The organism is Bacillus sp. FSL K6-1338 (genome assembly GCF_038006965.1).
GTDB classification, from domain to species: domain Bacteria; phylum Bacillota; class Bacilli; order Bacillales; family Bacillaceae_G; genus Bacillus_A; species Bacillus_A thuringiensis_S.
In genome coordinates, this window is the sequence record NZ_JBBOWI010000001.1 from 2,294,163 (window position 1) to 2,307,602 (window position 13,440).

The following is a 13,440-nucleotide window of genomic DNA, read 5'->3' on the forward strand; positions in this document are numbered from 1 at the left end:
CCCCCACCTCAAAATTCAGTGGAAGCAAAGAAGTTAGGTGAGGGCTGATTAAAGTTTCACTTTATTAACGAATTTGCGCAACTGTTAACGCTGCAGAACGAATATCTACTGTACCTATTACTTCAACGGGGACAATTTGAATTACATCACCAGGGTTTAAGTTAATTAGAATGACACCACTTGATACATCGACTTCACCAGTTCCGATAATATTAGAACGGACTGCGGTTCCGGATCCTGCAATAACATTAGTCGATGAATTTAATGTCAAGAAAAAGCGCGCTGCTTCCGGGGCTACCGGAACGTTATCAAGGCTAATTGTTAATGTATAGCTAATTTGATAAATACCAGCTATCTGAATTTTAATACCAGTTCCAGTACTAATTGTATCATTGATTACAGGGACAGTAATGTTAGGATTTGGGCCTGTACTAGGTAATAGTAGTGGTGTAAATAATGTTGCAAATTGAGGTGAAGTAGCATTGAAGGCAAAACCTAGGGCAGGTAGTGTACTAGGTGCTTGTGCTTCACAATTAAAATTAGCGAATTTACGAATTGATGAGCGCATATTTTCACTCCTTTCTTGTATTTAGATTGCGTGAGTATTAACTTCACGTTTTGGACAATCATAATACAATATATGAAAATTTATAGTAGATAGTGCACAAGCGTTACTATTACGGATAAAGCTATAAATAATATATGGAAAAAGCAGTTAGCTAAATTAGCTAACTGCTTAGTAGGTTCTCTAAGAGCAAATAGGAGAAGAATTATTGTGCCATATAAAAGGTCACTATAGATAAGTGCTCTTTTTGTGAGTGAGTATAAGTTCCTATCATTCTATCTAGTATATGCACTGTACTATATGTAGTTGCTACTAAAATTGATGTGAATTTTTAAAATTAGAGGTTTCTTTTAATGAAACCTCTAAAAAGATAAATCAAGTTACGTTATAGTAAATTCAATTGCAATAGGAGTGCCTCCATCTAGGACTGCTCCTCCTACAATAGTAGCAGCTGTAGTAGTCACACCAGTAATAGTATCACCTGTTTGAATAACACCATTAATATAAAGTGTTAAAAAGGCATAAGAAGCAGGGAATGTTGTTACAGCGCCAGTGTCATCAGTGAAGTCTGTGTTAGCAAAAGTTAAATCTGCTCCAGCAGCAGTTCCTGTTGCTGCTGTACTTACAAATCGTCTTCCAGCTATAAAAGGTTTAACGATAGGCATTTATATTCACCCCTTTTTGAGAATTAACTCAGACAAGTTTTTTGAAGGTTTTGTCCTGTATCGTATTCTATGCTGTGCTTCTACTAAGAGATACGGCTTGTATACTAGTAAATGAGTATAATTATTATGCGTTTTATAAGTTAGGTTCTTATCAGTAATTAAGTGATTAAGGTTGGATTTTGTATATGGTATGTTTAGGTTAAAAAAGAGCTCTTAATCAAATTATTATCTTAGTGTTGTAGGGAAACTGGCGGCCTCAGTGACAGATGGCAAAAATAATTTACGTGGTATTGTTATAAATTCAAGCGCAATTTGCTTTGGATAAATAAGTATTTGAGTTAAATCTAGAGCATGTATTAATAGTATCATGAAGCTTGTAAGAATTAAAAAACTACCCCAAAAGAAACTTTTTGAAGTGTTGCGGAAATCTTTTATTAAAGAAAAGAATGAAAAAAATGCGGTAACAATGAGAATTAAAAATTTATACTTATCAGCCATTGTGATCCTCCTAAAGAGCAGTAATTTATATTATACGGTATTTTTTCTCTATAATTATAAAAAGATTTTAAAATACCTATGTTGTAGACTTATTGTTTTCATTTTGCCTACAATCGTATAATACTAAAGCGAATAATGTTGAAGAACTTTATTAAGCTAGCGGCACACAACAAAATTAATATTATCTAGTGAGAAACATTCTAGTTTACTTCGTAGTCCCAATCCATAAATTGTGAAACTACGAAATAGATTATTAATAAAAACATTTTAAGATTATTATAATATTGATGTGATGTATACAGAAAAGAGGATAAAAAGCATCCAGAATGAGTTAATAGCTAGTGAATAACAATTGAAATAGCACTGAAAATCAATAAAACAGCCATAATGATGTTAAATAATTGATTATGTTTTAATAAAATTTTTTGGAACATGGAACCAAAAAGGCTCCAACTAAATGTACTCAGTAAACCAACTATACCTAGGAATAATGAGAAAAGTAGAAAAATTGAATATGAGTTGTAGTAAGGGAGTATAAAAGTAGAGACTACGGTGAGTCCAAATAATATTCCTTTTGGATTAACAAATTGAAGAAAAATACCCACTGTAAATAAGTTTTTATTATTTTTTTCATCGGGTTCTGCACTGCCTTTACTAGTGATTATTTTAAAGGCTAAATATAGCATATACGCGACACCTAAAATCTTTAAAGGCAATTCAATTATAGGTACAATATTAATTAATACAATATTAAAGAAACTACATAAAGAAGTGAGGATGAAAAAACCGAATGCTACTCCAAAGCAAAAGTTTATACTTCTCTTTAATCCGTGTTGATTTGCGTATGTCATAGCTAAGAAATTGTTAGGGCCAGGTGTGAAGCTGCTTATAAAAACAAATAACAAAAAAGAAAATATTGGCATTTTAAAACCCCCTAATTATTTTGTATGTTATAATGATCAAAAAGAACAATATAACGTGTGCTTTTTATTATACATAACGGACGTTATATTGTATACAATGTAGGAGTGTTTTTTATGGAAGAAATTCAACTTATTCTGGCAAAAAATTTAAAATCAATACGTGAAAAAGAAAAATTAAGTTTAGAAAAGGTCTCTCAATTAACAGGTGTAAGTAAAACGATGATTGGACAAATTGAAAGAGGAGATTCAAGCCCGACACTAACAACAATATGGAAAATTGCTAATGGTTTGAAAGTATCCTTTACCTCTTTAATTAATAATCCACAGCCTGATACGAAAGTGATTTTACGAAATGATGTTCAAGCATTGTCTGAAGACAATGGGAGATATAAAGTGTATCCCTCATTTCCTTTCCAAGATGATAGAAACTTCGAAATCTATACGGTTGAAATTGAAACAGAAGGGAATTTAAGTTCAGAAGCACATAAAGAGGGTACTGAGGAATTTATAACGGTATTTGAAGGGGAATTGAAAATTGATATAAATGATTGTCAATATACGTTAAATAATGGAGACTCAATTCGCTTTAAGGCGGATAGACCGCATACTTATACTAATTCAGGAAGAACATTAACTCGGTTAAGTATGACTATTTATTATCCAGCTTTATAAGCTGGCAATAATATAAAGAGTAAAAGTAAATGTGTATTGTTAAAACCATCTATAAGAGATGGTTTTATTTTTTTGAATAAAAAAAGACACTCAATTGAGTGTCAATATAGTATTGCTCTCGCGTATAGGATTGGAGATGTTTCTCAAATACATATTGAGATGGTCTGTAAAGGAGAAACAATCTTCATCTTTAATGTAACATCGACTTGGGGGAAGTGTAAATTGATAATATATATACGGAAAATTTAGTATAGATGTTTTCTACTATGGATATAGTATAATTTGTTTTTATTACTTAATCACTATAGTAACATTTACTAAGTGAGTATTTAGATTTTTTATTATAAAAAGAATGAATCATTTTTTAATCAATTCGTATAATTGTAAGAGAGGCACCTGTTGATCCGCCTCCAACTAAATTCACGACGGATAATATACCAAATAATTGTAGTGAAATTGTATTACCAGCATTTAAATTAGTAATTAAATTATTACTATAATTTGAAGTTGATAACGCGGGAGAAAAAATAGAGCCAGGAATTGGCGTAGAAGCGTTTAATAGTAGTCTTGTTCCAGCAAGTAGAGAGGTTGTCGTATTAACTTGATAGGTTAAATGATATCTTCCAGTTACAGGAATTGTAAATATATCGTTTGAGGCGTTAACTGTAAAATTACCGAGGCTTTGGTTATTAGAAAGAGGAATATTAGTGCCACCTAATATCACAGAGATGGGACCACCTAATGTATTATTAGCGAACATAGAGTTTGTTGTAACGATTAAACCAGTACTTCCGGTAGGCCCAGTACTTCCGGTAGGTCCAGTACTTCCGGTAGGCCCAGTATTTCCGGTAGGCCCAGTAAGCCTGTAAGGGAAAATAATGTCAAGGGCCATTGACATTATTTCTTTTTTTCTAATTTCATTATTATCTTGAATATAAATCACCTCATCTTTTTAAATAAGAATGTTATAGATTTAGTACTTTTTAAATAGAATGATTTATTTATTATATTAATTAAAGCGGTTATAGCAACGGTAAAATGTTTAATATATGTAATAATTCTTTGGGAAGAAAAAGAGAATAGTTATAAAGTCATTCTTGAATAATAGGATCATAATGATGTGTATGAATTAAAAAACATGTGGAATGAGGTATTAAATTGAAACGCAATGACAATTTATCATTGAATAAGGGGATGATAGGGCCAGAAAATATTGGACCTACATTTCCGATTCTTCCACCAATTTATATTCCAACAGGAGAAACAGGTCCGACCGGAATAACGGGAGCAACCGGAGAAACGGGACCGACCGGAATAACGGGACCGACCGGAATAACGGGATCGACCGGAATAACGGGAGCAACCGGAGAAACGGGATCGACCGGAATAACGGGAGCAACCGGAGAAACGGGATCGACCGGAATAACGGGAGCAACCGGAGAAACGGGACCAATCGGAATAACGGGAGCAACCGGAGAAACGGGACCGACCGGAATAACAGGTTCAACGGGAGTAACGGGACTGACCGGAGTAACCGGGCTAACCGGAGAAACGGGACCAATCGGAATAACGGGACCGACCGGAGCAACCGGACCAACCGGAATAACGGGACCAACTGGAATAACAGGACCAACGGGAGTAACTGGAGCAACAGGTCCTACTGGGGGTATTGGCCCTATAACAACAACCAATTTGTTATATTACACTTTTGCAGATGGAGAGAAACTTATATATACAGATACTGACGGGATACCTCAATATGGTACAACAAATATTTTGTCTCCTAGTGAAGTTTCTTATATTAATTTGTTTGTTAACGGAATACTGCAGCCACAACCATTATATGAAGTGAGTACTGGTAAATTAACTTTATTGGATACGCAACCACCATCGCAAGGATCTTCAATTATATTACAATTTATCATTATTAATTAAAAGGACAGATCCTTAATGAAAAGGAATCTGTCCTTTTTGTTTCATATTTAAATAGTTAAAATTAAGTGAAGGTACATTCAATTTCTAGATGTTATAAATGGTTGAATGATAGGAAATTTACTTTCAATCCTTTTCATTGTGTATTGGAATAAAATATAGAATGAATTTTTCAATATATTATATGAGAGTTCTCTATGATACAAACGGCTTCATGTTTAAAAAGAGACCACAATTTTAGTAAAGAAATAATGTGAATTTATATGTAAAAAATGGCACCGTTAATTGTTGAGTATATTCAAATTAATATGTGTATTTGAACCTAAGAGATAAACGTGGAAAAATAAAATAAACTCTTAAGTTTAGGTATTTAATCTAAGCAGTCAATTATTAAAAACATATAATTAATATGTGAGTCATGAACATAATTAAATAGCGTTTGCAAGTTTAATTATATTTCATGTTTCCTATTTTAAGTCAATATATAACACATACTCTTTTACAACTTTATGATCCTTATAATAGGAAAAACTCAAATATAAAACAAGTAAGGAGGACATAAATGACAAGCAATAATTGTTTCGGTCATAACCACTGCAATAATCCGATTGTTTTCACTCCAGATTGCTGTAACAATCCACAGACAGTTCCAATTACTAGTGAGCAATTAGGTAGATTAATTACTTTACTAAACTCTTTAATAGCGGCTGTTGCAGCGTTTTTTGCAAATCCAAGTGATGCAAACAGATTAGCTTTACTCAATTTGTTTACTCAACTATTGAACTTACTAAATGAATTAGCACCTTCCCCAGAAGGGAATTTCTTAAAACAATTAATTCAAAGTATTATTAATTTACTACAGTCTCCTAACCCAAATCTAAGTCAATTACTTTCTTTATTACAACAATTCTACAGTGCTCTTGCACCATTTTTCTTTTCTTTAAAAATTGATCCGGCAAGTTTACAACTTTTATTAAACTTATTAACTCAATTAATTGGTGCAACTCCAGGAGGCGGCCCAACAGGTCCAACAGGTCCAACAGGTCCAGGAGGCGGAGCAACAGGAGCAACTGGTGCAACAGGAGCAACTGGTGCAACAGGAGCAACAGGTCCAACAGGAGCAACAGGCCCAACAGGAGCAACAGGCTTAACAGGAGCAACAGGTTTAACTGGAGCAACAGGTGCAACTGGTGGCGGAGCTATTATTCCATTTGCTTCAGGTACAACTCCATCTGCGTTAGTTAACGCGTTAATAGCTAATACAGGAACTCTTCTTGGATTTGGATTTAGTCAGCCTGGTGTAGCTTTAACTGGTGGAACAAGTATCACATTAGCATTAGGTATAGGTGATTATGCATTTGTAGCACCGCGCGCAGGAACTATTACGTCATTAGCAGGTTTCTTTAGTGCAACAGCTGCATTAGCTCCACTATCACCTGTTCAAGTGCAAATACAAATATTAACTGCACCTGCAGCAAGCAATACGTTTACAGTACAAGGCGCACCTCTATTATTAACACCAGCATTTGCCGCAATAGCGATTGGTTCTACAGCATCAGGAATCATAGCTGAAGCTATTCCAGTAGCGGCTGGGGATAAAATACTGTTATATGTTTCATTAACAGCAGCAAGTCCAATAGCTGCAGTTGCTGGATTTGTAAGTGCAGGTATTAATATCGTTTAATTTGTTACAACGTTTAGTAGGAAATTAAACAGAGGTTTGTATATAGTCCTTCCTAAATTTAGGAAGGACTATATTTTTTGGGGGAATAGGTAATAAATCAATTGAATAATCACTCTTTGTTAAGTTCGTATAAAAAGTATAATTTATCCTTTCCTATTTAAGGAATAAGTTATGTAACATAAAAAAATTCCGGTCAGCAAAAAAAGATGAATTCTTTTACAAAAGAATTCATCCATAAAATAAACTATTTATTTTTATTACAGTTACATCCTTTTTTCTTTACATAGCCTTGCTGAGTTAAGTCTCTTTGCGATTGGGAATTGGAAGATTGAGAGGATGCTGAAGAGCTACTATTTTTATTATAAGAGTAGTTTTTTCGATAGTTATAATTACTCATAGTACTATCACCTCCAATTTAATATATAAATATTATATGTATGTATACTATCAATTGTTACTATTATTAATAGGAAGAGAAGATACAATAAAAAATCTCCTCGGTATTTTCCTAGGAGATAAATGATGATTATTTTGAAAATTTACAAATTAATAACCCCAGTACAGAGGAAAGTAATAAGAATCTTGGCGATAGGGATTAGGCTGTTGAGTAAGGGGGTGGATTGGATAATTTTTCATTTCATGGTTTTGATTGCAGTTTGCCGGAGGACCAATTACAGTAGTTGATTGAATAGGAGAAATCGCTTGTTTCCATTGTTGTTCATTGAGGCAGTAAGTATGGGCCATCATATGAGCCGGAGTTAATCTTAAAATGTCAGAACCGAAAATAACTTCTGGCGCTGGGGCATTGAAAATAGCTAATAAATGAGTATTATCTGCTGTAGCAATTTCATAATGCCACCACGCTTGTGGAATGTTGGCAACTTGCCCCGGTTTTATCGGTAAGTTTAATATTTGATTCGTAAATGGATTAAGTAAAGAAACAACAGCAGACCCTGAAATACAATAAACAAGTTCAGCTGCATTTTGATGAATATGTGGTTCTACAACATTTCCTGTACTTAAATAAATATCTAATAAAGAAGTATTTTCTAAAGTATTTAATTGTTTAATGCCAAGTACATTTATATAATTTTGGGCATCTTTCTGAAAAAAATTACTTTTATTTACATCATAAGTAAAATTAGTTGAGGGGGAGGTATAGTCGATGTTGGCAGTCAATTGTATTACCCGCCTTTCTATAGGTAAGTTAGGTTACAAAATTAGGATATGTGTCTAGTCTTTGTTTTGTGCTGTTGTCGATAACTTAATAAATTCACTTATTCCATAAAGAATAAAGTATTAAGATTAAACTATATTCGTATTCCCATTCATACTTTGGATTGATGGAAAAAAGTAATGCAAATGTTAACTTAAAATTACATCAATCATTTATAAGGAGTGAATGTTCATGTCATTTAGTGAAATGATTAGAAATGAAGTACTCAGCTGGGCGGGTGTTTCTGAAAAAACGCATCGATTTGGTGGTATTGAAATAAATTATGGCAAGAAAGAACTTGGCCATCTTCATGGTGATAAATTAGCTGATTTACCATTTCCGAAGTTAAAGCGAGATGAATTAGTGAAGCAGGGATTGGTAAAACCACATCACGTATTACCTGAATCAGGATGGATCAGTTATTATATAAAGAGTGAAGAGGATATTCCATTTGCAATTGAGTTATTTCGTATGCAATATGACCGAATTAAAAAGTAATGAAATAAAGTAGGATAATAAAAATTTATTTTTATGTCACATCCCTCCTTAATCGTTCGTCTTGTATGTAGAACGATAAGGAGGGATTTTATTATGAATACATTTGATATAGCAATTGTTGGCGGTGGGCTTGCTGGATTAACAGCATCTATATATTTAGCGAAAGCTGGAAAGAAAGTGATTGTATTAGAAAAATCCAGTCAATTCGGTGGCCGAGGGATGACTATAAATAAAAATGGAATCTGCATGAATCTTGGTGCACATGCTTTATATAGAGGCGGGGCAGCGTTTATAACTTTTAATGAGCTCGGTTTGAATCTTCCAGGTGGAATACCATCTACAAAAGCACATGGAATATGGAAAGGGGATATATTCACCATCCCAACAGATTTTCGCTCAATTTTATCAACACCACTACTTTCGTGGTCTGCAAAAGTACAATTCTCACGTCTTATGATTCGTTTAGGAAATTTAGATGTAGGAGAAGTTCCGAAAATGAGTCTAACTACATGGGCAGAAAATGAAATAAAAGATCCAATGGTTCGTAATATATTTTATGCGCTATGCCGGACAACAACATATACGTTTGCTCCTACAATACAATTAGCATCATCTGTACTAAAGCAAATACAGCTTTCTATAAAAGAAGGAGTGCTTTATGTAGATGGTGGTTGGGAGACGATAATAACAAAATTAAGAGATTTAGCGAATGATGTCGGGGTAAAATTTTTGGCTAAAAAGCATGTTTTGGAAATAGAGCATTATGAAGATAAACAAAGAATACATTGTGTTGATGATGAGGTTTTTGCAGTAGATACAGTCATCGTGACGACTCCGCCAAAAGAGGCTTGTAAAATAATAAAAGGTGCAGAAGGAACAAGTTTGCATAGATGGAATGAACAATCGGTACCGGTTACTGTTGCTGCATTAGATATTGGCTTGAGACAATTACCCAATCCTACACATCAATTTGTATTAGGATTAGATCAACCTATATTTTTCACAAATCAATCGAGAGCAGCTAAATTAAGTGAAGATGGATCAATTGCAGTGAGTCTAATTAAGTACCATAATCCTATGCGAGAGATGAATCATATTCATGAAGATAAAGAACAGTTGGAAAGTACGATGGAGTTGTTACATCCAAATTGGAAAAGAGAAGTTGTTGCACAGCAATATTTACCGAAAATAACAGTAGTACATGATTTTCCTCATATTGACCGTGTTGAAAAGCCGGGTCCTAATATACCTGAAATGCCAGGTGTTTATGTTGCAGGAGATTGGGCAGGGCATGATGAAATATTAGCTGATGCTGCGGTAGCAAGCGGGAAACGAGCAGCGTTACACATTTTAAAGCAATATGGAAGTGAGGCAGTTCATCATGGAAACGGAGCAGTTATATGAAGCGTATCAACCATTATTATTTTCGTTAGCATACAGAATCCTTGGGAGTGTTATGGATGCTGAGGATATCGTTCAGGATGTATTTATCTCGCTAAATAATATAGAAGATCCTCAATCTATAGAAAATATGAAAGCATATTTATGTAAGATGGCGACAAATCGTTCAATTGATAAATTACGATCGGCAGCGCATAAACGTAACGTGTATGTAGGGATGTGGTTACCAGAGCCACTTGTAGACGAGAGTGATGAGCCATCAAAGTCATTTATAATGAAAGAATCCCTTTCCACCGCATATTTATTACTTTTACAACAACTATCTGAGGTAGAAAGGATTGTTTTCATATTAAGAGAGGTTTTCAGTTATGAATACGAAGAAATAGCTTCAATTGTTGATAAGAGTAGTGTGAACTGCAGGAAGATCTTTCAACGTGCACGAAAAAGCATTTTGGAGAAACCGAAGCAATCAAAATTAAGCACGGAGAAAATGGCTTCTTATGTTGAAAAGTTTGTATCATCATTACAGTGTGGGGATGCGGAAGGTATGTTAGAAGTATTAAAAACAGATGCTATACTCAAAGCTGATGGTGGTGGTAAAGTTACGACTGCGATTAATCCGATTTATTCTGCGGATCGAATTATACGTTTGTTCTTTGGGATTGCACAACGATTGACAGAAGAGTACACTGTTGATTTCAAAATGGTAAATGGTATACCAGGAGTTATAGTTACAATAAATAATAAAGTAACGTATGTTCTTTCGTTTGCATTTGAGGATGAGAAAATTTCAAATATTTATATGATGGTTAATCCTGAAAAACTTATGCATTTAAATGTAAAAATATAAAAAAGCGCATTTCTTCAGAAATGCGTTTTTTATTATTTTTCTAACATTTCAAGAGGTACATCTTTTTCGCCAGCTACCTCAAATTTAATTTCCCCGTCTTCTTCATAAATACGTGTAATAATCGGTATAGTAATCATTAATTTTTTATGCTGCTTTCGTTTTCGAGCAGCATCTAAGCTAATCACGTTCATTTGTAAGCATCCTTTCTTCTGGAAATATATAAACAAAGAAAATGCGTCCGAAAAGGGCGCTTAATTGAATTTGAAATACCGATTCATTTAAATGGGGTTTATATAATTTAATAACTGCAATTTTAATATGAAATAATATGAATGGAATAATTGCACGTAGAAATTAACTTTACCAAAAAACGAAACAATATGCTATAAAAAATTATAAATATTTGTCATATAACAGGAAAAAGGTTTTTGTTTCGCATATAATAAAAAGTAGACGGGCAGCAAGAGCTTTTTCATCATATTGCTTGGAAAGGCGATGAAAAGAATGGATACAGTAGATTCATTATTATTGCAACTTGAACAATATGGAGAAGAGCATGATCGAAATAAAAAAACAAGGGAAGAAAAATTACGGAATGTTTCTCGTGAGATGGGGCAATTTTTATCAATTTTAGTAAAAGGGTGTAATGCAAAAAACATCTTAGAAATTGGAACTTCTAATGGTTATTCTACATTGTGGTTAGCTAATGCGGTAGAAGAAACGAATGGAAATGTAACGACTGTAGAGCTTTCTTCAGAACGAGTTGGAGAGGCACTTGTCAATTTTGAAAAGGCAAACCTGTTACAAAGAATCGATATTCATAATCAAGAAGCCGGGGCATTTTTAGATTCGCAATTAAATCATTCATTTGATTTTATTTTCCTAGATTCAGAGCGTACGCAATACATGTGGTGGTTTGAGCATATAAAACGTATGTTACAACCAAAAGGTTTTCTTGTTGTTGATAATGCAACTTCTCATGCGAATGAATTAGGTGAGTTTATAAAAATGATTGAAGAAGATGATACGTTTGAAACGGTGTTATTAGCGTTTCAAAAGGGAGCATTTGTAGCTCGCAAAAATAAATAAAAGTGAGCGTAATAGAATTATCACATTGAAAAAGGGTGAATGTCAAAAGATTGAGTGTAGCACGATTGAAAGAACGTAAATTATTTAGGAAATATATGAAGAATCCGCCTTCAGCATGTAGTTCTCTAGGTCTTAAGTCTGAGGAAAATTATGTTGATTACAGGTATACTTATAGTAAGAAACAGGGAATGACTGCATAAACAGACATTTCTAAAAAATCGATTTCAAGCAGGCAGAATGTATATGAAATACGATATAATTGATGAAATATAGTGCATATGAATTCGCACATATAAATAAAGGAGCGATTTTGTTGACTGAACTCGAGAAAAAAGAACCTGTATCCATTGTGAAAGATAATAATGTAGAAGTAGTAGTTGATACAGTTATAAAAGATGCAGAATTAGAGGAACTAAATAAAGAAGCTGATCTTTATGTACAAAAGTTAAATAGCGAGCAAAATACAGATTTATCAAAAGTATTGTCTCAGCTAGGAGATTTAGGGGATAAAGAGCAACAAGCAGCAGGACAAACGTTATCAGCTTTAAAACGCCCTGTAACAGCGATGATGAATGGGAAAAATGAAGAAATTCCAAATACATTGTTAGAATTACGAAAAGTGGTATCAGAGCTTGATCCCAATTCACTTAAAGCAAGTGGTATGAAGAAAATAATGTTTAAAGTATTCAAGAAAAATCCACTTGAAACATACGTGCATAAATACCAATCTATAGATAAACAAATCGAGGAAATTATTAGATCCCTCCTAATTGGTCGTGATAACCTACAAGAGGATACAGTTGGTCTTGAAATGTTAAAAGAACAATCGCACGATAAAATTCATGCTCTTGATAAACAAGTATACTTAGGGAAAAAGCTTGCTGGCATGCTTGAAGCTGAAAAACAAAACCCAGAGCGTCAAAGGGATATTCCGTTAATTAACGATGCATTAGAAAAGATACTTGTACGTACACGTAATATGCAGCAAGCGAAAAGTGTATTATTACAATCTATAGCTTCTGTAGACATCATTAAGAAAAACAATGAAAAATTAACAGAGGCAATACGTAATGCGATTACGATGACGCAAAACGTTGTAACAGTTTCAGCTGCTATTCAGCTAGCATTAACGAATCAACGTAAAACAATTGATGCCGTAAATGCGACGAATGAAGCAATTGAATCGATGGTGTTAAGTAATTCTCAAGCGTTAAAACAAAATACAGAAGAAACGACGAAATTGCTTGAGAATCCTGCTATTAGCATGGATAAATTACGCGAATCATTCCAAAATGTGTTCGCTGCAATTGAGGCATCTGAAAAATCGTCAGAACGTATTATTGAGTCAAGTAAGAAGTTTGTTATTGAACTAGACACATTTAATGATGAGATGAAGCAGAAACTCATTCAGCGTCCAAGGAAATAACGGATTATTAGAGGAGGTGAA

At 33.8% G+C, this 13,440-nt stretch carries 15 protein-coding genes; 8 read left to right on the forward strand and 7 right to left on the reverse strand.

Features of this window, described 5'->3' with window-relative positions:
* Positions 1-64: 64 nt before the first annotated feature.
* From exsF to NZ044_RS11935, 4 genes are all read right to left on the reverse strand, one after another.
* Positions 65-568, reverse strand: coding sequence for an exosporium protein ExsF (gene exsF, locus NZ044_RS11920; RefSeq protein ID WP_001257874.1), 504 nt, complete (start codon positions 566-568; stop codon positions 65-67).
* Positions 569-945: 377 nt separating this feature from the next.
* On the reverse strand, positions 946-1,230 hold the full coding sequence (locus NZ044_RS11925; protein WP_001123247.1) for a DUF4183 domain-containing protein: 285 nt from the start codon (positions 1,228-1,230) through the stop codon (positions 946-948).
* A gap of 225 nt (positions 1,231-1,455) precedes the next feature.
* Complete coding sequence (locus tag NZ044_RS11930; protein WP_000774122.1) at positions 1,456-1,728, reverse strand: hypothetical protein; 273 nt, start codon at positions 1,726-1,728, stop codon at positions 1,456-1,458.
* A gap of 338 nt (positions 1,729-2,066) precedes the next feature.
* Positions 2,067-2,651 carry a LysE family translocator gene (locus NZ044_RS11935; RefSeq protein WP_001121279.1) on the reverse strand — a complete coding sequence of 195 codons (585 nt, stop codon included), beginning with the start codon at positions 2,649-2,651 and terminating at the stop codon, positions 2,067-2,069.
* 114 nt (positions 2,652-2,765) lie between these two features.
* On the opposite strand from NZ044_RS11935, the gene NZ044_RS11940 reads away from it, so the two are divergent.
* Complete coding sequence (locus NZ044_RS11940; protein ID WP_000391292.1) at positions 2,766-3,323, forward strand: helix-turn-helix domain-containing protein; 558 nt, start codon at positions 2,766-2,768, stop codon at positions 3,321-3,323.
* 364 nt (positions 3,324-3,687) lie between these two features.
* Here the strand turns inward: NZ044_RS11940 and NZ044_RS11945 are convergent, their stop codons facing one another.
* Positions 3,688-4,266, reverse strand: a complete 579-nt coding sequence (locus tag NZ044_RS11945) for a BclA C-terminal domain-containing protein (protein WP_002162809.1) — start codon at positions 4,264-4,266, stop codon at positions 3,688-3,690.
* 215 nt (positions 4,267-4,481) lie between these two features.
* Here NZ044_RS11945 and NZ044_RS11950 point away from each other — a divergent pair, with 215 nt between their 5' ends.
* Positions 4,482-5,258, forward strand: coding sequence for a DUF4183 domain-containing protein (locus tag NZ044_RS11950; RefSeq protein ID WP_229145237.1), 777 nt, complete (start codon positions 4,482-4,484; stop codon positions 5,256-5,258).
* Between the two features lie 559 nt (positions 5,259-5,817).
* Positions 5,818-6,939 (forward strand): exosporium glycoprotein BclB-related protein, encoded by a 1,122-nt coding sequence (locus tag NZ044_RS11955; RefSeq protein ID WP_340949758.1) that lies wholly within the window; start codon positions 5,818-5,820, stop codon positions 6,937-6,939.
* A gap of 546 nt (positions 6,940-7,485) precedes the next feature.
* Here the strand turns inward: NZ044_RS11955 and NZ044_RS11960 are convergent.
* Complete coding sequence (locus NZ044_RS11960; RefSeq protein WP_098505523.1) at positions 7,486-8,118, reverse strand: cupin domain-containing protein; 633 nt, start codon at positions 8,116-8,118, stop codon at positions 7,486-7,488.
* A gap of 229 nt (positions 8,119-8,347) precedes the next feature.
* On the opposite strand from NZ044_RS11960, the gene NZ044_RS11965 reads away from it, so the two are divergent.
* From NZ044_RS11965 to NZ044_RS11975, 3 genes are all read left to right on the forward strand, one after another.
* Positions 8,348-8,653, forward strand: coding sequence for a luciferase domain-containing protein (locus tag NZ044_RS11965; RefSeq protein ID WP_000010327.1), 306 nt, complete (start codon positions 8,348-8,350; stop codon positions 8,651-8,653).
* 93 nt (positions 8,654-8,746) lie between these two features.
* Positions 8,747-10,057 (forward strand): phytoene desaturase family protein, encoded by a 1,311-nt coding sequence (locus NZ044_RS11970; RefSeq protein WP_098505524.1) that lies wholly within the window; start codon positions 8,747-8,749, stop codon positions 10,055-10,057.
* Positions 10,035-10,904 carry a sigma-70 family RNA polymerase sigma factor gene (locus tag NZ044_RS11975; protein WP_000447145.1) on the forward strand — a complete coding sequence of 290 codons (870 nt, stop codon included), beginning with the start codon at positions 10,035-10,037 and terminating at the stop codon, positions 10,902-10,904. The genes NZ044_RS11970 and NZ044_RS11975 overlap by 23 nt, the downstream gene beginning before the upstream one ends.
* Before the next feature lie 32 nt (positions 10,905-10,936).
* Here NZ044_RS11975 and NZ044_RS11980 read toward each other — a convergent pair whose 3' ends face one another.
* Positions 10,937-11,095, reverse strand: coding sequence for a hypothetical protein (locus NZ044_RS11980; protein WP_001100984.1), 159 nt, complete (start codon positions 11,093-11,095; stop codon positions 10,937-10,939).
* 304 nt (positions 11,096-11,399) lie between these two features.
* Here NZ044_RS11980 and NZ044_RS11985 point away from each other — a divergent pair, with 304 nt between their 5' ends.
* A complete protein-coding gene (locus NZ044_RS11985) occupies positions 11,400-11,993 on the forward strand; it encodes an O-methyltransferase (protein ID WP_086391156.1) in 594 nt (197 codons plus the stop codon).
* Positions 11,994-12,306: 313 nt separating this feature from the next.
* Positions 12,307-13,419 carry a toxic anion resistance protein gene (locus NZ044_RS11990; RefSeq protein ID WP_000137396.1) on the forward strand — a complete coding sequence of 371 codons (1,113 nt, stop codon included), beginning with the start codon at positions 12,307-12,309 and terminating at the stop codon, positions 13,417-13,419.
* The last annotated feature ends 21 nt before the right edge of the window (positions 13,420-13,440 follow it).

Excerpts from the sequence above, each read along its gene's own strand:
- exsF (WP_001257874.1), bottom strand. The coding sequence starts at position 568 with ATGCGCTCATCAATTCGTAAATTCGCTAATTTTAATTGTGAAGCACAA.
- NZ044_RS11925 (WP_001123247.1), bottom strand. The coding sequence starts at position 1,230 with ATGCCTATCGTTAAACCTTTTATAGCTGGAAGACGATTTGTAAGTACA.
- NZ044_RS11930 (WP_000774122.1), bottom strand. The coding sequence starts at position 1,728 with ATGGCTGATAAGTATAAATTTTTAATTCTCATTGTTACCGCATTTTTT.
- NZ044_RS11935 (WP_001121279.1), bottom strand. The coding sequence starts at position 2,651 with ATGCCAATATTTTCTTTTTTGTTATTTGTTTTTATAAGCAGCTTCACA.
- NZ044_RS11940 (WP_000391292.1), top strand. The coding sequence starts at position 2,766 with ATGGAAGAAATTCAACTTATTCTGGCAAAAAATTTAAAATCAATACGT.
- NZ044_RS11955 (WP_340949758.1), top strand. The coding sequence starts at position 5,818 with ATGACAAGCAATAATTGTTTCGGTCATAACCACTGCAATAATCCGATT.
- NZ044_RS11965 (WP_000010327.1), top strand. The coding sequence starts at position 8,348 with ATGTCATTTAGTGAAATGATTAGAAATGAAGTACTCAGCTGGGCGGGT.
- NZ044_RS11970 (WP_098505524.1), top strand. The coding sequence starts at position 8,747 with ATGAATACATTTGATATAGCAATTGTTGGCGGTGGGCTTGCTGGATTA.
- NZ044_RS11975 (WP_000447145.1), top strand. The coding sequence starts at position 10,035 with ATGGAAACGGAGCAGTTATATGAAGCGTATCAACCATTATTATTTTCG.
- NZ044_RS11980 (WP_001100984.1), bottom strand. The coding sequence starts at position 11,095 with ATGAACGTGATTAGCTTAGATGCTGCTCGAAAACGAAAGCAGCATAAA.
- NZ044_RS11985 (WP_086391156.1), top strand. The coding sequence starts at position 11,400 with ATGAAAAGAATGGATACAGTAGATTCATTATTATTGCAACTTGAACAA.